The sequence below is a fragment of the Manganibacter manganicus genome (genome assembly GCF_002075885.1).
GTDB classification, from domain to species: Bacteria; Pseudomonadota; Alphaproteobacteria; order Rhizobiales; family Rhizobiaceae; genus Mesorhizobium; species Mesorhizobium manganicum.
The window spans coordinates 269,166-288,228 of the sequence record NZ_MDET01000012.1 but is presented as its reverse complement, the minus strand read 5'-3'; the positions used below and the strand labels follow the sequence as shown (position 1 = coordinate 288,228).

The following is a 19,063-nucleotide window of genomic DNA, read 5'->3' as shown; positions in this document are numbered from 1 at the left end:
GAGGCGCTTGAAGGCCCCGAGCAGTTCGGCGCCCAGCGCCCCGTCGACGGCGCGATGGTCGGTCGAAAGCGTCACCGACATCACGGTGGCGATGGCAATCTCGCCATTTTTGACCACAGGCCGCTCCTCGCCCGCACCCACCGCCAGGATCGTCGCATGCGGCGGGTTGATCACGGCGGCAAAGTCCTTGATGCCGAACATGCCGAGATTGGAGACGGCTGTCGTGCCGCCCTGATATTCTTCCGGCTTCAGCTTGCGCTCGCGCGCGCGTTTGGCCATGTCCTTCATCTCGTTGGAGATCGCCGACAGGCTTTTCTCGTCGGCTTTGCGCACGATCGGCGTGATCAGCCCACCGGGAATGGAAACCGCAACGCCGACATCGGCATGCCTGTGCTTGACCATGGCGCTTTCGGTCCAGGACGCATTGGCATCCGGCACCGCCATCAAAGCCATGGCCATCGCCTTGATGATCAGGTCGTTGACCGAAAGCTTGTAGGCGGGAACCTCGCCATGCTCGGTCTTCTTCATCGGGGCCGCGCCATTGAGTTGTTTTCGCAAGGCCAGCAGCGCATCCAGTTCGCAATCGAGCGTCAGATAGAAATGCGGGATGGTGGATTTCGCCTCGACCAGCCGCCGCGCAATCGTCTTGCGCATATTGTCATGCGGCACAAGTTCGTAGGAGCCATCCTCGAACAGCTTCAACACCGCATCGTCAGACATTGCTTTCGGCGCCGCAGAAGCGGCCGCAGCCGCCGGTGCAGCCTTCGTGCCGCCGCCCGCGATGGTCGCCTCGACATCCGCCTTCACCACACGGCCATGCGGACCGGTGCCGGCGATGGTTGCTACGTCAACGCCGGCATCCTTGGCTATACGGCGTGCAAGCGGCGAGGCAAACGTGCGCTCGCCTTGAGGTGTCGATGCCTCCGAACCTTTTGTTGTGGCTCGCGACTGCGATGCTGGCGCAGAAACCGGCTCGGGCGTTGCGCCCTCTGCATTTGCAGTCTCAGCCTTGGGAGCATTCGTCTTCGGCGCCGTGTCGTTGCCAGCAGCCTTGGCTGCGGCGGATGCATCCTCACCTTCTTCGGCAAGAACCGCAATCAGTGCGTTGACCTTAACGCCTTCCGTGCCGGCAGGCACGACCAGTTTCGCGATTGTCCCCTCATCAACCGCCTCGACTTCCATCGTCGCCTTGTCAGTCTCGATCTCGGCGATCACATCGCCGGGCGAAACCTTGTCGCCCTCCTTCACAAGCCATTTGGCGAGGTTGCCCTCTTCCATCGTAGGCGAGAGGGCCGGCATGGTGATGTTGATCGACATTTTTCCCTCCCGTCCGCTCAGCGATATGTGACGGCCTTGACCGCCTCGATAACCTCCTCGACGCTGGGCAATGCCAGTTTTTCGAGATTGGCGGCATACGGCATCGGCACGTCCTTGCCGGCAATGGTGATGACCGGCGCATCGAGATAGTCGAAGGCGCGTTGCGAAACCTGATTGGCAACGTGGTCGCCGACAGAATTCTGCGGGAAGCCCTCTTCCACCACCACCAGTCGATTGGTCTTTTTGACCGAGGCAATGATCGTATCGAAATCGAGCGGCCGGATCGTACGCAGGTCGATGATCTCTACATTGATGCCCAGTTTGGCGAGTTCGGCCTCGGCTTTGACCGCATAATTCATGCCCATGCCGAACGAGACGAGGGTGACGTCCCCGCCCTGCTTGTGAATACGAGCCTTGCCGATGGGCAGAACGAAATCGTCCAGCTTCGGCACATCGAAAGAATGACCGTAGAGAATCTCGTTCTCGAGGAAAATAACAGGATTCGGGTCACGGATCGCCGCCTTGAGCAAGCCCTTGGCGTCTGCCGCCGTATAAGGCATGACCACCTTGAGGCCGGGGATATGGCTGTACCAGGCGGCATAACACTGGGAGTGCTGTGCCGCGACACGAGCCGCCGCGCCATTAGGGCCGCGGAACACAATCGGCGCGCCCATCTGGCCACCCGACATGTAGAGCGTCTTGGCTGCTGAATTGACGATCTGGTCTATGGCCTGCATGGCGAAGTTGAAGGTCATGAACTCGACGATCGGCTTCAGGCCGGCCATCGCCGCACCGACACCAATACCGGCAAAACCGTGCTCGGTGATCGGCGTATCCACGACACGGCGCTCCCCGAATTCCTGCAGCAAACCTTGCGTGACCTTGTAGGCGCCTTGATATTCGGCGACCTCCTCGCCCATGACAAAGACGTCTGCGTCGCGGCGCATCTCTTCGGCCATGGCATCGCGCAGCGCGTCGCGCACGGTCGTGGAAACCATTTCCGTTCCGGCGGGAATATCCGGATCGGCGGCAAGCTGTGCCGTGGGCGCGGCCGGAACCGGCTCGGCCTTTGCGGTGTCCTGCACGCCTGCAACGGCCTTTGCCGGCGCTTCGCCTTTTGCTGATTCTGCCTTGCCGATGTCGTCGGCGCTTTCGCCGTCCGCCAGAAGGACGGCGATCGGGGTATTGACCTTCACACCCTCGGTGCCTTCGTCAACCAGGATCTTGCCCAGCGTGCCTTCGTCGACGGCCTCGACCTCCATGGTCGCCTTGTCGGTTTCGATTTCGGCAATCACGTCGCCCGAGGCAACCTTGTCACCTTCCTTCTTCAGCCATTTGGCGAGATTGCCCTCTTCCATGGTCGGCGAAAGGGCGGGCATCAAAATTTCGATCGGCATGTCCCGTCCCTCTTCCTAGTGCGTCACATCTGTCCAGAGCTCGGACACATCCGGCTCGGCATCGGCCTGGGCGAATTCGGCGGCATCGGCAACCACGTCGCGGACACCCTTGTCGATTGTCTTGAGATCGTCTTCACTTGCCCACTTCTTGCCGATCAGTCGCGCCTTGACCTGTTCGATCGGGTCATGCTCGGAGCGCATTTTCTGCACTTCCTCCTTCGAGCGATATTTGGCAGGGTCGGACATTGAGTGGCCCCTATAGCGATAGGTCTGCATTTCCAGAATGATCGGGCCATTGCCGGAGCGACACCATTCGGTCGCCATTTCGCCGGCCGCCTTAACCGCGCGCACGTCCATGCCATCGATCTTGACGCCGGGAATCTTGAAGGACGCGCCTCGATTGGAGAAATTCGTCTCAGCCGACGAGCGGGTGACCGCCGTGCCCATAGCATAGCGGTTGTTTTCTATGATGTAGATTACTGGCAGCTTCCACAGAGAAGCCATGTTGAAGCTCTCATATACCTGTCCTTGATTGGCAGCGCCGTCGCCGAAATAGGTGAGCGAGACATTGTCATTGCCGCGATAGCGGTTAGCAAATGCAAGGCCAGTTCCGAGCGGCACCTGGGCGCCGACAATGCCGTGGCCGCCGTAGAAATTTTTCTCCTTGGAGAACATGTGCATCGAGCCGCCCTTGCCCTTGGAGTACCCTCCCTGCCGCCCGGTCAGCTCGGCCATCACGCCGCGCGGCGACATATCCATGGCCAGCATATGACCATGGTCGCGATAGGCGGTGATCATCTGGTCACCATCCTTCAGCGACATCTTCATGCCGGTGACGACAGCTTCCTGCCCGATATAGAGGTGGCAGAAACCGCCGATGAAACCCATGCCGTAGAGTTGGCCCGCCTTTTCCTCGAAACGGCGGATCAGAAGCATGCGCCGATAGGCATCGAGCTCCTGTTCCTTGTTGAAATCGGCTGGCTTGGGAGCCGAAGGGTTGGCCGGCGATTTGGATTTGACAGGCGCTTTCCTGGCGGCGGTTGCCATGCGTAACTCCCTGCTGGCGTCTCTTTATGGACATTGAGGGAGCGTGTTCGCATCACCTCACCCGCTAGAAGCTAGCATGCGGCTCGTCATTCTGCCATGCAGAAAAAATGCATGGCAGACATGCGGTAAGCGACTATAATCTTTATAAAATATGGCGATTAACGTAAATTATGTTAATCCGCTTTTCGAGGCGTCATGACGATGATTTCATTCGGCTTGGATAGATTCAGCGCCTTGCGCGCTTGCTCGTCGAGCATGTCCTTCTCCAAGGTTCCGTCATGCAGCAGAGCCACGCGGTGCTCAAGATCGGCGCGGCGCGCCTTGACGGCGGCGAGTTGCTCTTCAAGATTGGCTGTCCGGGCCTGTAGCCGGTACTTGGAGTAAATACCATATTCGCCGTGATAGGCGTGGAAGCCGAAATAGGCCAGGAATGCCGCACACAGGGTCGGGATGATGAGCCGCCCGGTATTTCTCTGCTTGTGCTGGCGTGTCCACATGGCGCAATCCTCTCCCCCCCTTTTCACCCATTGTACTTAATGGACGGTTACGGTGGATGGATTGCTATCAAAAAATGGGAGGCGATCGCCTCGCCTCCCAGATGCCATCAGCCCTTGACTGCCGAACGGCCGGCATAGACGGCCTGCTTGCCCAGTTCTTCCTCGATACGGATCAACTGATTGTACTTGGCGATGCGGTCGGAGCGCGACAGGGAACCGGTCTTGATCTGCCCGCAATTGGTGGCGACAGCGAGATCGGCAATGGTGGAATCCTCGGTCTCGCCCGAGCGATGCGACATCACCGCCGTATAGCCAGCCTTGTGCGCCGTCTCAACGGCATCCAGGGTTTCGGTGAGAGAGCCGATCTGGTTGACCTTGACCAGAATAGAATTGGCCACGCCCATGCGGATGCCGTCGCGCAGGCGCGCCGAATTGGTAACGAAAAGATCGTCACCGACGAGTTGCACCTTTTTGCCGATTAGGTCGGTCAGGATTTTCCAGCCTTCCCAGTCATCCTCGGCCATCGCGTCCTCGATCGAGATGATCGGGTAGTCAGCCGCAAGTTTGGCCAGATACTTGGCCTGCGCCTTGGGGTCGCGCGACTTCTTCTCGCCCTCATAGACATAGGCGCCGTCCTTGAAGAACTCAGTAGCGGCGCAATCGAGTGCCAGCGCGATGTCCTCGCCCGGCTTGTAGCCGGCCTTTTCAATGGACTGCATGATGAAGTCGAGCGCCTGCGGGGCGCTCTTAAGGTTCGGCGCAAAGCCGCCCTCGTCGCCGACATTGGTGTTATGTCCGGCATCCTTGAGCCGCTTCTTCAGCGTATGAAAGACTTCCGAACCCCAGCGCACGGCTTCCCGCAAGGTCGGCGCGCCGACCGGCATGATCATGAACTCCTGGAAGTCGATGGGGTTGTCGGCATGGGCGCCGCCATTGATGATGTTCATCATCGGCACCGGCAGCACCTGCGCACCGACACCGCCGACATAGCGATAGAGCGGCAGACCGGCAGACTCGGCAGCCGCTTTCGCCACGGCCAGTGACACGCCGAGAATGGCGTTTGCGCCGAGCCTGCCCTTGTTGGCAGTGCCGTCCAGTTCGATCATGGTGCGGTCGATATGGATCTGGTCTTCGGCCTCCATGCCGCCAATCGCCTCGAACAATTCGCCGTTAACGGCCTCGACGGCACGTTCGACACCCTTGCCGAGATAACGCGCACCGCCATCCCTCAATTCGACGGCTTCATGCGCACCGGTGGAAGCGCCTGACGGGATCGCCGCACGCCCCATCGAGCCGTCTTCCAGAACGACATCGACCTCCACGGTCGGGTTGCCGCGGCTGTCCAGGATTTCGCGGCCAACGATATCGACAATGGCGGTCATGGTTTTGTTTCCCCGTTTCGGTGATTTGAACGCGTTCGTCTTAGCTCAAGCGTGGCAAAACACAATCGCCCGAAATGAGGAGATCGGGTAGGTTCAAGTTCCTGATCGGGCGTTTGTCGTCATTATGAACTGTCAGAAGTGGTAAAAAAGAAAGGCTCCTTTCAGGGAGCCTTTCGATTCAAGATCTACAGGCATTCTCAATGCCAGTAAGGCGTCACGCCGTAGTAATTATGCGAGGCGTCACGCGCCGCCTCCCCGTCATCGCCGCTCAATTCACTGATGGAATAGGCGGGCGCGGCCTTGAGTTGCTCCTCGGTGAAAGGCACCACATAACCGCCGCGTTCCGGCACATAGTCCAGTGCAGACCACGGGACGGCGTGATATTTCTCGCCCATGCCGAGAAAGCCGCCGAATCCGACGACGGCAAACATGATGCCGTTCGACAACTTGTCCAGCATTACATCCTCGATGCTGCCGATCTTCTCGTCCCTCGTGTTGTAAACAGATGTGCCGATTACGCGCGAGGCGGCGATGGCTTCCGTATGTCCTGTCTGTGTGGTCATCATGACTCTCCTCATTGTTGTTAGCCTGTAGACACAATGAGGGGGCGCGGGCGAAAGTTCCGAGCCGTACCGATTCAATCCGTCAGAACGAACGTGACCTTCATGTTGACGCGGTAGGCACTGATGCGGCCGTCCTCGACTTCGACCGTCTGCTCCTGAACCCAAGCGCCCTTGACGTTCTTCAGCGTCTTGTTGGCGCGCTCAAGACCCTTCTCCAAGGCATCCTGAAAGCTCACCTTGGACGAAGCGGTAATTTCGGTAACGCGAGCGACGGACATGGCATTCCTCCTTGCGAATGAACCTGGCCCCCGTACAAGCGTACAATCACCGCGCGCCGCTCACAAGGCGGGGTCAAGCCTTTGCCACCCGGTCGAGCGCGATCAGCCGTTCAAGCAGTGCCGGCAGCTTGTCGAGCGGCACCATATTGGGGCCGTCGGAAGGGGCATTGTCAGGGTCCTGGTGGGTTTCGATGAAAACGCCGGCCACACCGACCGCCACAGCCGCGCGCGCCAGCGTCTCGACAAAGCGACGCTCGCCGCCCGACGAGTTCCCCTGCCCGCCAGGTTGCTGCACGGAATGGGTGGCATCGAAGATCACCGGCGCGCCAATCTCAGCCATGATCGGCAGAGCGCGCATATCGGAGACCAGCGTATTGTAGCCAAACGAGGCGCCACGCTCGGTTACCAGCACATTGGCATTGCCCGACTCCGTCAGCTTCGCGACGACGTTCTTCATGTCCCACGGCGCCAGAAACTGGCCCTTCTTGACATTGACGATCCTGCCGGTGCGGGCAGCAGCGATCAGAAGATCGGTCTGGCGCGACAGGAACGCCGGGATTTGCAGTACGTCGACATGGGGTGCAACGATCCCGCATTGCTCCTCATTGTGAATGTCCGTCAGCACCGGAAGCGAGAATTCCTTGCGCAGATCGTCGAAGACCGGCAGCGCCTTTTCCAGGCCAGCGCCGCGCGTGCCGCCAAGCGAGGTGCGGTTCGCCTTGTCGAAGCTGGTCTTGTAGACGAGCCCGATGCCGAGCCTGCCAGCCAATTCCTTCAATGCACCGGCCATGTCGAAGGCGTGCTGGCGCGATTCAAGCTGGCACGGCCCGGCGATCAGCGCCAACGGTGCCGAATTGTCGAAACGGACATTGCCGACCGTGACATTGGAATTGGGCTTGTTCATGCGGATTCCTCGAAAATGAAAGCAGCGCCCTGGCCTTTTGCCGGTGCGACGACGACGCTGCCGGCCTTCATGTCGGACGCGATGTCGTTTTCGGCAAGAACCGCCCCTGTCTTTTCAAGACCGGCGACCGAAAACACGATGGCTGTGAAGCTCAAAGCCGTTACCGCATTGTCTGTGGCAATGTGGTAACGGGCAGCATAGGCGGCCGGATCGAGAACCGTGAGTTTTGCATTGGGCAGCGACACGGCGCCGTCTTTCATGGATGCATCGGTACCAGCGGCATCCGCCAGGAAGCGCAGCGCGGCAGCGGGGTCGTCCGCAACGGAAATAATCTGTTTGATTGCCTGTGCACCGTTTTTATGAGCCTGCAGGGTCGAACGATCCACTTTCGGTGCATTCAGCCGCTGACAGGCGAAAATGAACGCATTTTGAGCGTCTGCCTTTGCCGCAAATGCCAACCGAAACGAGGCCGTGTCACTCTTGCCGGAAGCATCGACGAAGGGGCGTGAAAACTCCAGCATATTGCCGGCCGAAATACCGGCGTCCGCGTAGCGGTCATGATCGGCACTGGCGTCTTCAGTGCCGAAAACGACGGCGGAGAAACCCTCCTCGCTCCGGTGCTGGCGATACTGGCGATCGCGCGCAACGAAAACGTTCCCGGAGGCGGCAGCCTTCGCGACTTCTGCCGGATTTGCTATGGCGAGCGGCTCCATGAAAGTTCCGTCCGCGAGATAGATGCAGCAATTCTCGGTACCGAAGGGATGCACGCCGTTGGGTGCAACGGTGAAGCCGAGATGGGTCAAGCGATTACGCGCCGTAACGAGGCTTCCTGTCGGCAGGACGAGATGATCGAGCGGGTGGGTGGCGTTCATGGTTCTCGCGGTGTGCCTCATTCCTCTGTTCGGTTCAAGACCGGCTCTTGGTCCGTCGCCTTTCTGCCCTCTGCCCAAACCTCATCATTGCCACGCTGCCTTTCGGCCCTGTCTGTCATCTGCCCCGCCCTTAAGCTCGCTCGCTACGCTCGTCGCTGGCGGGGACCCCGGTATGGCCAGACGCCGGCTTGAGGCCGCACTTTACCGTTGCCACGCCCGGCTTTCGCCGTCTGGCCATTTCAAAGAGCTGACCTTTCGGGTTGAAAGGTCGGGAGACGGCGCATGGCATTGCGCCTGGTTATTTAAGTAGTGACGCTCTGCCATGCGCCGCCGGCGTTTCTACCCTTACCTTTCCCGGCCCATCGCCCATTTGCGGGCGCGAGCAACGCAGGTCCGGTTCGGGCCGGGGGGTTCCGTTCACTGCAACGGATAACGCACCCGGCGCCACACTTGCCTGGATGCTCGAGTGTGCACACCCGTTCCCGATAGCAAGCTGCTGAGACGGATTATGGGGGAGGGATGGTGGGTGTGGATAAAGTGGAGGCGAAGGAATGACCATGAAGCGGGCAAGCACCTGATCGGCAGGGGAAATATCTTTGCCAATGATTGATTGTCGTGATTTTTCATCCACGCCAATCGCGACTGTTCGCGGGACGGCACCCCCCTCTGGCCTGCCGGCCCGAGGGGGGTGTCTAGCGCCAGCCTTCCCTCACTCTGAGGTGAGAGCCCGAAGGGCGACCTCGAAGGGTCGAAGCACGCGCAGCGCTAACTGGAACCGCCCTCGTGGTTCGAGGCTTCGTCGCGCTACGCTCCACTGCGCACCTCACCATGAGGTCGGGGGCAGCGCATATTTCTTTGCCTTGAAGCGGCGACGTCACACAGACCTCCCTCATCGTGAGGAGGCAGCGTGAATTGCCGTCTCGAACGACGCACTGCTCCGGCCGGAGCCGTCCTCATGCTGAAAGACATCGAACGGCATCGCCTATAACCGCGATCCGCATTGAATATCTTTAAGGCAAGAACCGGTTAATCGCTCGCTTTCGCTACTTTTGTGGAAGGCTTATCCTGCTCGATTACGCGCTGGAGGGCGCAATTCGACAGGAGGGGAAATTCATCAATGACCATACAAGGCGCATCGCCCGGTCTCTATAACGAGGATCTGGCACCGGCAAAGGTCCGCAATTGGGGACCTTTTTCGATCTTCAATGTCTGGACATCGGACGTTCACAGCCTTTGGGGCTATTACCTTGCCGCCAGCCTTTTCCTGTTCTGTGGCGGCTTCGTCAATTTCATTATAGCGATCGGCATAGGCTCGCTGATCATCTTCGCACTGATGAATCTGGTCGGTTATGCCGGAGTTAAAACCGGCGTTCCCTATCCCGTTCTGGCGCGCGCCTCCTTCGGCATATGGGGCGCCAACATTCCTGCCCTGGTGCGTGCCATTGTCGCCTGCTTCTGGTATGGCGCGCAGACGGCAGCGGCGTCCGGCGCGATCGTCGCGCTGCTGACGCGCACCCAATGGTTCGCGGATTTCCACCAGAATACGCATTTCCTCGGTCATTCCGGCCTCGATGTGATCTGCTTCTTCATCATGTGGGTGTTGCAGCTGCTCATCATCCAGAGGGGCATGGAAACGGTGCGCCGCTTTCAGGATTGGGCCGGACCAGCCGTGTGGATCATGATGCTGATCCTGGCCGTTTATCTGTGCGTGAAGGCCGGTACCTTCGCCATCACCAGCGATATCCCGATGGACGTGCTTCTGGAAAAGACCAAGGATGCAGGCGTGCCCGGCACGCCCGGTTCATGGACGTCGCTGTTCGCGGTCGCGGCGATCTGGGTCACTTATTTTGCTGCTCTTTATCTCAATTTCTGCGACTTCGCGCGCTATGCTCCGGATAAGGCAGCCGTGCGCAAAGGCAACATCTGGGGCCTACCGGTCAATCTCATCCTGTTTTCGCTTGTGGCCGGCGTGACCACCATTGCGGCATGGGACGTCTATCATGAAGTGCTGATCCACCCCGACCAGATTTCGGCCAAGTTCGATAGCTGGTTCCTGGCGGCTCTGGCGGCGCTGACCTTCGCCGTGGCAACACTGGGCATCAATGTCGTGGCGAATTTCGTGTCGCCGGCATTCGATTTTTCCAATGTCTTCCCGCGTCAGGTCAATTTCAAGAAAGGCGGCTATATCGCGGCGCTGATCGCACTGGCGCTCTATCCGTTCTCGCCATGGGACGGGGGTGCCGCGAACTTCGTCAACATCATCGGGGCGACGATGGGACCGATCTTCGGCGTGATGATGGTGGACTACTATCTGATCCGCAAAGGCGAAGTCGATGTCGAGGCGCTCTATCACGAGGACGGTGAATTCCGCTTCCAGAACGGCTGGCACGTCAATGCCTTCATCGCCGCCGGTATCGGCGCGATCTTCTCGACCATCCTGCCGAACTTCACCGACTGGCTGCCGGCCTGGTGGGGCGTCTATGGCTGGTTCTTCGGCGTGGCGATCGCCGGCGCGGTCTATTACGCGCTGCGGCAGGCGGCATTGGGCGCGGGAGTCAAGGCGGCGAAAGCCTGAGCGACGACGAGGGCGGTGCCGGCCGCCCTCTCCTTCCTCTCCTTTTCAACCGATCATCTGAGCGAGTTCGCGCACCGTATTCCAGTTGCGCGAGGTGCCGACGCCGAGCCGCTTGTGATTCATGGCTGCGAGCAACCGGGAGTTGGGCATAGCGCGCGAAAAGACGATCCAGGGATCACCGCAAACGATACGGAATTTTTCATCGCCCGCCGCTGCATCGGCCAGATAACCCTCTGCTTCAAAAGGAACGGGCTGGCGCATAACCCTGACCGCGACCTGACTGGCGGCGACCGCCGATTCCTGCGGAAACGGGTTGCCGGCAGCAAGGCGCGTCCACGCCTGTGCCGAGCGCACGATGACGTCGACATGACGGCCAAAATTGTTCTCGAAAGTCGTTTCCAGCCGCTTTTCCAACGTGGCGACAGGTGCTTCCTCGGATTCGAAGACCAGATTGCCGGAAGCGACAAGGGTGCGCGGATTGGTCAGGCCGATTGCTTCGGCTATGGCCCTGAGATCGGCCATGACGACGCGGCGTTGCGGGGTAATGACGACACTGTAGAGCAATGCCACATAAGTGCGCATCGCGGCCTCGCGAACAGCTACACCAACCGGCTCTGCTCCACCGCCGCCGCGATGAAAGAGGCGAACAGCGGGTGCGGATCGAGTGGCCGGCTCTTCAGTTCGGGATGGTATTGGACACCGATGAACCACGGATGGTCCGCATATTCGACAGTCTCCGGCAACACGCCGTCCGGGGACATGCCTGCGAACATCAGTCCGCAAGCTTCCAGCCGCTGCTTGTAGTCGATATTGACCTCATAGCGGTGGCGGTGACGCTCGGAAATATCGGTATCACCGTAGATTTCGGCGATCTTGGAGCCGGTGGCGAGCCGTGCCTCATAGGCACCGAGCCGCATCGTGCCGCCAAGCTCGCCGGCAGCCTGGCGTTTTTCGAGCATGTTGCCTTTCAACCATTCGGTCATCAGGCCGACGACCGGCTCCTCGGTCGGCCCGAATTCGGTGGAGGATGCGTCTTCAATGCCGGCCAGCGAACGCGCCGCCTCGATGCAGGCCATCTGCATGCCGAAACAGATGCCGAAATAAGGCACCTTGCGCTCGCGAGCGAATTTGGCGGCCAGTATCTTGCCTTCCGAACCGCGCTCGCCAAACCCGCCTGGCACCAATATGCCATGGACTTTTTCAAGCCATGGCGCCGGGTCTTCCTTCTCGAAAATCTCGCTTTCGATCCATGCGAGCTTGACCTTGACGCGGTTGGCGATGCCGCCATGCGACAGCGCTTCGATCAGCGATTTATAGGCGTCCTTGAGGCCGGTATACTTACCGACGACGGCGATGGTGACCTCGCCTTCCGGGTTATGGATATGCTGCGAAACGCTCTCCCACGGCGCCAGCCTCGGCTTCGGCGCCGGGTCGATGCCGAAGGCGGCAAGCACCTCGGAATCCAGCCCTTCCTTGTGGTAGGCCATGGGCACGTCGTAGATGTGGCCGACGTCGAGAGCCTGGATGACGGCGCTGGCGCGTACATTGCAGAACAATGAGAGCTTGCGGCGTTCTTCATTGGGAATCGGCCGGTCGGCGCGCACCAGAAGAATATCGGGCGCAATGCCGATTGCCCGCAATTCCCGCACCGAATGCTGGGTCGGCTTGGTCTTCAGTTCGCCGGCCGTGGGAATGTAGGGCATCAATGTCAGATGCACGTAGACGGCGTTGTTGCGTGGCAGGTCGTTGCCGAGTTGGCGGATCGCCTCCATGAACGGCATCGCCTCGATATCGCCGGCGGTGCCGCCGATTTCGCAAAGCACGAAGTCGTAATCGTCGTTGCCGTCACGGACGAAATTCTTGATCTCGTCGGTGACGTGCGGGATGACCTGTACCGTCGCGCCGAGATAATCGCCGCGCCGTTCCTTCTCGATGATGTTCTTGTAGATGCGACCGGTGGTGATGTTGTCGTGGCTGTTGGCCGAGCGCCCGGTAAAGCGCTCGTAATGGCCAAGATCGAGATCGGTTTCGGCGCCATCGTCGGTGACGAACACCTCGCCATGCTGGTAGGGCGACATGGTGCCGGGGTCGACGTTGAGATACGGATCGAGCTTCTTCAATCGCACACGGTAGCCGCGCGCCTGCAGAAGCGCGCCGAGAGCCGCCGAAGCTATGCCTTTGCCAAGGGAAGAAACCACGCCGCCGGTGATGAAAACATATCGCGCCATGGGAACCATCGCTTAGCGCGGCTGGATTGATTCCGCCAGAGAAAAAACCGCCGCGCTGGCTTTTCTCCTAGTGGCGTTGCCCGTTTCAGGCCAAAACAAAAGGGCCGGCTTGAAGGCCGGCCCTGCCGAAAGCTTTGTCAGGCCATCAGAGAATGACGACCTTGGCACCCATTTTGACGCGCCGATAAAGGTCCATCACCTGGTTGTTGATCATGCGGAAGCAGCCGTTGGAGGCGCTGGTGCCGATGGTCTGCGGCTGGTTGGTACCATGAATGCGCAGATGCGTGTCCTTCTTGCCCTGATAGAGATAGATGGCGCGTGCGCCAAGCGGATTGTTGGGGCCGCCGGCCATGCCATCCTTGTATTGGCCGTAGTGCTTCGGCTCGCGCTTCTGCATGTCCAGCGTGGGAATCCAGCGCGGCCATTCCTGCTTGTCACCTACGGTCGTCGTACCCTTGAATTGCAGGCCATCACGCCCGACGGCAATAGCGTAGCGGCGCGCCTTGAACGGTGATTCGACCAGATAAAGCCGCCGTTCCGCGGTATCGATGACAATCGTGCCGGCCTCATAGCCGGTGAACTCCACCTCTTGCGGCTGGAACTCCGGCTTCACCTTGAAAGGCTTGCTCGCCTGACGCTTCTCCAGGACCGCATCCAGGGCGCGGGTTTCAGGCAGAAGCGATACGGATTGCGTCGCACCTCCGAAAAGCCCGGCGAACAACCCCCCGCTGCGATGCTGCGTGGAAACGTTCGAGCGCAGTTCACCTTGGTTCCCGGTCAGCACGACATTGGTCGCGGCCGGCGCGGCATCGCTTTCAGCTTCCTGGGTCGGCTGGGCCTGGCGAACCGGCTCCTCACGCTTCGAAGGCTGGCTGGCGATTTTCTTCTCGCGGGCCGAATCGGCATCATCCTTGCCGATCTTGGCAAGGAATGCGTCGTGCCTGGCATCCGCCCTGGCCTTGGCCGCTTCGCGCAACGCCATCTTCCTGTCGTGGATGGCCTTGGCCCTGGCCTCGGCACGGTCCTTCTTGATCTTGGCCTCCAGTTTGCCGATGCGCTTCAAATCGGCTTCGGTCGGCTTTTTCTTCCTTTTCAAGGCCCTGAGTTCAGAGGCATCGCTGCGAGCAGCGACGGTAATCACATCGGCGCGCGCCACGTTGGTGGCGACCGACATTGCCGGCATGGCCGCATAAGCCGGCGCGGCAAGACAGAGCGCCGCGCAAAAGCCGGCGAGGACGAAGCTGCGAAGCTGCATGATAAAACCCGATCAATGAAGCATGTTGCCCATGGCACAGCCCGACGCTCTCGGAGGGCGCCGCGTTTGCCGCCGGCAAGCTATAGTCGATCAGGATCGACCCTCTCAAGTGCCACGATGGGGTACACGCCGAGCCTGCGGCGCATTTGCCGCAACTGTGTTCAAACAACAACAGATTGCCTAAGGCACGCCTTCTGGAACCGGCACGAGTTTCAGGACGAAGACATGCGTAAAATCAACGAATTAAGGCGCATGGAGCGAATTCGACATGCCGCGGCGCGGTATACGCGGTATAGAGGTCGCAGGCCTGCGAATCATCCTGTCTTGAAGCCAAGGAAGCCGTCAGTTGTTCGGAACCTGCGGCTGTGCCGGTTGTGCCGCGCCGTTCGTCGCGGGCTTGTCTGCCTCCGGTTCCGGCTGCGCAGGCGCTGCCGGCTGTGCGGCACCCTCACCGGTCGGCGGCGTTTGCGAACTGGAAGCATCATCGCCGCTCGGCTGTGCCGGTGCGGTGCCACCCGGAAGCTGGTCCAGAATGCCCTGACCGCCCGTGCCATCCTGCTGCGTGGCCGGAGCGCGGTCAAGAATGTCCAAAGGCTTGTCGCCGTAGCGGGCAAGAAGCGACAGCGCCAGCGAAGTGGCAAAAAAGGCCGCCGCCAGGATCGCCGTCGTTCGTGTCAACGCATTAGCCGCGCCGCGCGCGGTCATGAAACCCGATCCACCGCCGGCCTCGAGACCACCACCTTCGGAACGCTGCAAAAGTATCACGCAGACCAGGGCGAGCACGATCAGGAGATGGACGACGATCAGTATGGTTTCCATAATCTACCTTGGCAGGGGCATGATAAGGCTTCGAGCAGCCGTGGCTTGGAGGCGGCTCCTTACAATGCTTTGATGGCATTTCCAAGCCCGCACCCGGAATATGGGGGCCGGCGGCTCCATTGCAATCGCCGCGACCTTGCTCAAAGTGTCCGATAGGCTTGCGCAATGCCGAGAAAATCGGTTGCTTTCAGGCTGGCCCCGCCGACGAGCGCGCCATCGACATTGGCGATGCCGAGCAACTCCGCGGCGTTGCCCGGTTTGACCGAACCGCCATAGAGAATACGCATGGCGGAGGAAGCCGGCCCGAGCTTCGCGGCCAACTGCTTGCGAATGTGGGCATGGGCTTGCGCGACATCGGCGATGGTCGGGGTCAGCCCGGTGCCGATGGCCCATACCGGCTCATAGGCAATGACGGTATTGACGGCGCCGGCCCCGTCGGGCACCGAGCCGGCCAGTTGCGAAGAAAGCACGTCCAATGCCCTGCCCGCTTCGCGCTCGGTCCTGGTTTCGCCGATGCAGATGACAGCGACAAGTCCACCGCGCCAGGCGGCCAGTGCCTTGGCATTGACCAGTGCGTCGTCTTCGCCATGGTCGGTGCGGCGCTCCGAATGGCCGACAATGACATGGCTGGCCCCGGCGTCTTTCAGCATTTCCGCCGAAATATCGCCTGTATGGGCGCCGTTTTCCCTGGCGTGGCAATCCTCGCCGCCGACCGATACCGGCGAGCCGGCCACTGCCTCGGCAGCGCGGCTGACAAGAGTGGCGGGCACGCAGACCAATGCCTCGGCTTTCGCATCGAGATCGCCGCGAAAGCCTTCGCCGATCGCGCGCAGTTCGGCGAGCGAGTCGCGTGTGCCGTTCATTTTCCAGTTACCGGCGACGAGCGGGCGAATTCCTGGCGTCATGGCGATGCACTCCTCGAATGCGTGACGGATCAACGCTTTCACTACCAAAAACCGGTCACAAAGCAATCGACACTGCCGCCGAAGGACGCTATTGCGCTTCTTTCAGGCAAAACCGGAACGGATCATGCTCAGCCTTATCAGAGACCTTGCGGGAACGTGGATTTCGAAAGCGCTGCTTTCCTTGCTTGTGCTGAGTTTTGCCGTCTGGGGCATTTCCGGCCGCGTCATGGGCACCATCGCCGGCCACACCGAGGTGGTGACCGTCGGCGGCACGTCCGTGTCGGTCAACGACTACCGGCTCGCCTATGATCGCCAGATGAACATGATGGCGCAGCAATTCGGCCAGCGCCTGACTACAGAGCAGGCAAAGGCGTTCGGCGTACAGAATCAGGTGCTTTCGCAACTGGTCTCGGGCGCCCTGCTCGATGAACAGGCGCGCAAGCTCGGCCTCGGGCTTTCCAAGGACAGGCTTGCCGAACTGGTCACCGGCGATCCTGCTTTCAAGGGGCCGACCGGATCGTTCGACCGCCGCACTTTCGAGTATCTGCTCAGCCAGGCCGGCATGCGGCCGGAAGACTATATCGCCAGCCGTGGTGAAGTGGCCAAGCGCCAGCAGATCGTCGACGCCCTGACCGGGGGGCTCAAAGCGCCGGATACCTTCCTCAAGGCCGTCGTGCTTTATCGCGGCGAGGATCGCACCGTTGATTATCTCGTGTTGCCCAAATCGCTGGTCGAGCCTGCTCCCGCACCGACGGATAGCGAAATCGACAGCTATTTCGAACAGAACAAGAAAACCTATGCGGCGCCGGAATACCGCAAATTCTCCTATGTGCGGCTGGAGCCGCAGGATATCGCCGACCCGACCGCGATCACCGATCAGCAGGTTCAGGAAGATTACGAAAAGAACAAGAGCCGCTACACGTCGCCCGAGGAGCGCACGATCCAGCAACTCGTCTTCAAATCAGACGATGCGGCCAAAGCGGCGCTGGATTCGCTAAAAAGCGGCGCGACCTTCGACAAGATCGTTGCAGCCGAAGGCAAGAGCGAAGCCGATGTCTCGCTGGGCACGCTGTCCAAGGACAAGATTGCTGAAAAGGCAGTGGCCGATGCGGCTTTCGCCCTCGGCGTCAACGAGGTCAGCCCCGTGGTGCAAGGCGCGTTCGGGCCGGTGCTGCTGCGCGTCACCGCAATCAAGCCGGCTGAGACCAAGCCTCTTTCCGAAGTGGCCAACGATATCCGCAACGACCTCGCGCTCGCTGAGGCCAACAGGATATTGCTCGACGTGCATGATTCCTATGAAGACGCCCGCGCCGGCGGCGCGACGATGAAGGAAGCTGCAGACAAGCTGAAGCTCAAGGTCGTCACCATCGATGCGATCAACAGAACCGGCGAACGGCCTGACGGCAGCGTCGTCAAGGATCTGCCGATCTCCGCTGATCTCATCAATGCCGTTTTCGATGCCGAACCGAATACCGAGAATGACGGGCTGACGACGGACGACAATGGCTATGTCTTCTATCAGGTGGATTCGATCACCGCCGCGCATGACCGCAAGCTCGAAGATGTCCGCAAGAAGGTCGTGGCCGACTGGACGGAGGCAGAAACCGACAAGCACCTGAAGGCCAAGGCCACGGAAATCGAGAAGCGTATCAAGGGCGGCACCGGCATGGATGCAGTGGCCAGCGAACTTGCCCTGGAAAAGCAGACCAAGCGCGGCCTCAAGCGTGGCGCCGACGACGCAGATTTCGGCAAGCAAGGTGCTGCCGTGATGTTCGGCGTTGGCGAAGGCGGCACCGGCATCGTGCCGACACCGGGCGGCGACGGCGAGATTGTCTTCAAGATTGCCGAGGTGTTCGAGCCGGCGGGCGCGGATGCCAGTTCGCTAACGCCGGAGCAGCAGAAATCGTTCGGCACGGGTTACTCCGACGATTTGCTTGAAGAACTGGTGGCCGATCTCCAGACCAAATATCAGGTCAGCATAGATCAGGCCGCGATTTCACAGGCGATGATGCAATGAGCGCGCTCAAGGCTCATATCGCCAAGGCGGCAGGCGGCAGCCCGCTCTCCTTCGAAGAAGCGCGCGAGGCGTTCGACATCATCATGTCGGGCGACGCAACGCCGGGCCAGATCGGCGGTTTCCTGATGGCGCTGCGCGTGCGCGGAGAAACGGTGGACGAGTTGTCCGGCGCCGTCGCAACCATGCGCGACAAGATGCTGCGCGTCTCGGCGCCAGCCGGAGCAATCGATATCGTCGGCACTGGCGGCGACGGTTCGCATAGCGTCAACATCTCGACCGGGTCGGCTTTCGTCATTGCCGCATGCGGTGTGCCGGTGGCCAAGCATGGCAATCGCGGGTTGTCGTCGCAAACCGGCACGGCCGATGTGCTGATGAAGCTCGGCGTCAATCTCGAACTTTCTCCCGAGGCGATCGGGCATTGCGTCGAGCAGGCCGGTATCGGCTTCATGTTCGCGCCCTCGCATCATCCGGCGATGAAGCATGTCGGCCCGGTGCGGATCGAACTTGGCACACGCACCATTTTCAATCTGATTGGCCCACTGACCAATCCCGCGGGCGTCGGTCGCCAACTTGTCGGCGTCTTCGCGCCGCAATGGGTGGAGCCGGTGGCCGAAACGCTGAAGGCACTCGGCACCGAACATGCCTGGGTGGTGCATGGCGATGGCTATGACGAGATCACCACCACCGGCGAAACCACCGTGGCCGAACTGGTCGGAGGCGAAATACGCACTTTCACGCTGACACCGGAAGCGGTCGGACTGCCGCGCGCTACCCGCGAGGCACTGCGTGGCGCGGATTCAGACTTTAACGCCAAAGCCTTGCGCGCCATGCTTTCCGGTGACACAGGGGCCTATCGTGATACGGTGCTGATGAATGCCGGCGCCGGGCTGGTGGTATCCGGTAAGTCAACGACGCTGGCTGACGGCATGCAGGCAGCGGCTCAGGCCATCGACAGCGGCCGGGCGCTGGGCGTGCTTGACAGGCTGGTGGCGGTTTCCAACGAATAG

At 60.5% G+C, this 19,063-nt stretch carries 17 protein-coding genes; 3 read left to right on the top strand and 14 right to left on the bottom strand.

Annotated elements, in window-relative coordinates:
• The 9 genes from BFN67_RS10240 to BFN67_RS10200 form a co-directional block, all read right to left on the bottom strand.
• A partial coding sequence (locus BFN67_RS10240) for a pyruvate dehydrogenase complex dihydrolipoamide acetyltransferase (protein WP_080919498.1) occupies positions 1–1,317 on the bottom strand: 1,317 nt, incomplete at its 3' end.
• Between the two features lie 17 nt (positions 1,318–1,334).
• Entirely contained in the window at positions 1,335–2,714 is a 1,380-nt protein-coding gene (locus tag BFN67_RS10235; protein WP_080919497.1) for a pyruvate dehydrogenase complex E1 component subunit beta, read from the bottom strand.
• Positions 2,715–2,729: 15 nt separating this feature from the next.
• Entirely contained in the window at positions 2,730–3,761 is a 1,032-nt protein-coding gene (pdhA, locus tag BFN67_RS10230) for a pyruvate dehydrogenase (acetyl-transferring) E1 component subunit alpha (protein ID WP_080919496.1), read from the bottom strand.
• 173 nt (positions 3,762–3,934) lie between these two features.
• The gene (locus BFN67_RS10225; protein ID WP_080919495.1) at positions 3,935–4,258 is read right to left on the bottom strand and encodes an FtsB family cell division protein; all 324 of its coding nucleotides are present in this window, start codon (positions 4,256–4,258) and stop codon (positions 3,935–3,937) included.
• A 107-nt stretch (positions 4,259–4,365) separates the two neighbouring features.
• Positions 4,366–5,640, bottom strand: a complete 1,275-nt coding sequence (gene eno / locus BFN67_RS10220; protein WP_080919494.1) for a phosphopyruvate hydratase — start codon at positions 5,638–5,640, stop codon at positions 4,366–4,368.
• 197 nt (positions 5,641–5,837) lie between these two features.
• Positions 5,838–6,203 carry a PRC-barrel domain-containing protein gene (locus BFN67_RS10215; RefSeq protein ID WP_080919544.1) on the bottom strand — a complete coding sequence of 122 codons (366 nt, stop codon included), beginning with the start codon at positions 6,201–6,203 and terminating at the stop codon, positions 5,838–5,840.
• Positions 6,204–6,277: 74 nt separating this feature from the next.
• Positions 6,278–6,481, bottom strand: coding sequence for a dodecin family protein (locus tag BFN67_RS10210; RefSeq protein WP_080919493.1), 204 nt, complete (start codon positions 6,479–6,481; stop codon positions 6,278–6,280).
• 73 nt (positions 6,482–6,554) lie between these two features.
• Positions 6,555–7,385 (bottom strand): 3-deoxy-8-phosphooctulonate synthase, encoded by an 831-nt coding sequence (kdsA, locus tag BFN67_RS10205; RefSeq protein ID WP_080919492.1) that lies wholly within the window; start codon positions 7,383–7,385, stop codon positions 6,555–6,557.
• The gene (locus BFN67_RS10200) at positions 7,382–8,257 is read right to left on the bottom strand and encodes a VOC family protein (protein WP_080919491.1); all 876 of its coding nucleotides are present in this window, start codon (positions 8,255–8,257) and stop codon (positions 7,382–7,384) included. Before BFN67_RS10200 ends, kdsA begins: the two co-directional genes overlap by 4 nt.
• 1,117 nt (positions 8,258–9,374) lie before the next feature.
• On the opposite strand from BFN67_RS10200, the gene BFN67_RS10195 reads away from it, so the two are divergent.
• Positions 9,375–10,832, top strand: a complete 1,458-nt coding sequence (locus tag BFN67_RS10195) for an NCS1 family nucleobase:cation symporter-1 (protein ID WP_080919490.1) — start codon at positions 9,375–9,377, stop codon at positions 10,830–10,832.
• A 45-nt stretch (positions 10,833–10,877) separates the two neighbouring features.
• On the opposite strand, the gene BFN67_RS10190 is transcribed toward BFN67_RS10195, so the two are convergent.
• The 5 genes from BFN67_RS10190 to tpiA form a co-directional block, all read right to left on the bottom strand.
• Entirely contained in the window at positions 10,878–11,414 is a 537-nt protein-coding gene (locus BFN67_RS10190) for a DUF1697 domain-containing protein (RefSeq protein ID WP_080919489.1), read from the bottom strand.
• A 17-nt stretch (positions 11,415–11,431) separates the two neighbouring features.
• Positions 11,432–13,069, bottom strand: a complete 1,638-nt coding sequence (locus BFN67_RS10185) for a CTP synthase (protein WP_139789110.1) — start codon at positions 13,067–13,069, stop codon at positions 11,432–11,434.
• A gap of 136 nt (positions 13,070–13,205) precedes the next feature.
• Positions 13,206–14,315 (bottom strand): L,D-transpeptidase, encoded by a 1,110-nt coding sequence (locus BFN67_RS10180; RefSeq protein ID WP_080919488.1) that lies wholly within the window; start codon positions 14,313–14,315, stop codon positions 13,206–13,208.
• 342 nt (positions 14,316–14,657) lie between these two features.
• A complete protein-coding gene (gene secG, locus BFN67_RS10175) occupies positions 14,658–15,134 on the bottom strand; it encodes a preprotein translocase subunit SecG (protein ID WP_080919487.1) in 477 nt (158 codons plus the stop codon).
• Positions 15,135–15,274: 140 nt separating this feature from the next.
• A complete protein-coding gene (tpiA, locus tag BFN67_RS10170; protein ID WP_080919542.1) occupies positions 15,275–16,039 on the bottom strand; it encodes a triose-phosphate isomerase in 765 nt (254 codons plus the stop codon).
• A gap of 124 nt (positions 16,040–16,163) precedes the next feature.
• On the opposite strand from tpiA, the gene BFN67_RS10165 reads away from it, so the two are divergent.
• Both BFN67_RS10165 and trpD read left to right on the top strand, forming a co-directional pair.
• On the top strand, positions 16,164–18,056 hold the full coding sequence (locus BFN67_RS10165; RefSeq protein ID WP_080919541.1) for a peptidylprolyl isomerase: 1,893 nt from the start codon (positions 16,164–16,166) through the stop codon (positions 18,054–18,056).
• Positions 18,053–19,063, top strand: coding sequence for an anthranilate phosphoribosyltransferase (trpD, locus tag BFN67_RS10160; protein WP_080919486.1), 1,011 nt, complete (start codon positions 18,053–18,055; stop codon positions 19,061–19,063). The genes BFN67_RS10165 and trpD overlap by 4 nt, the downstream gene beginning before the upstream one ends.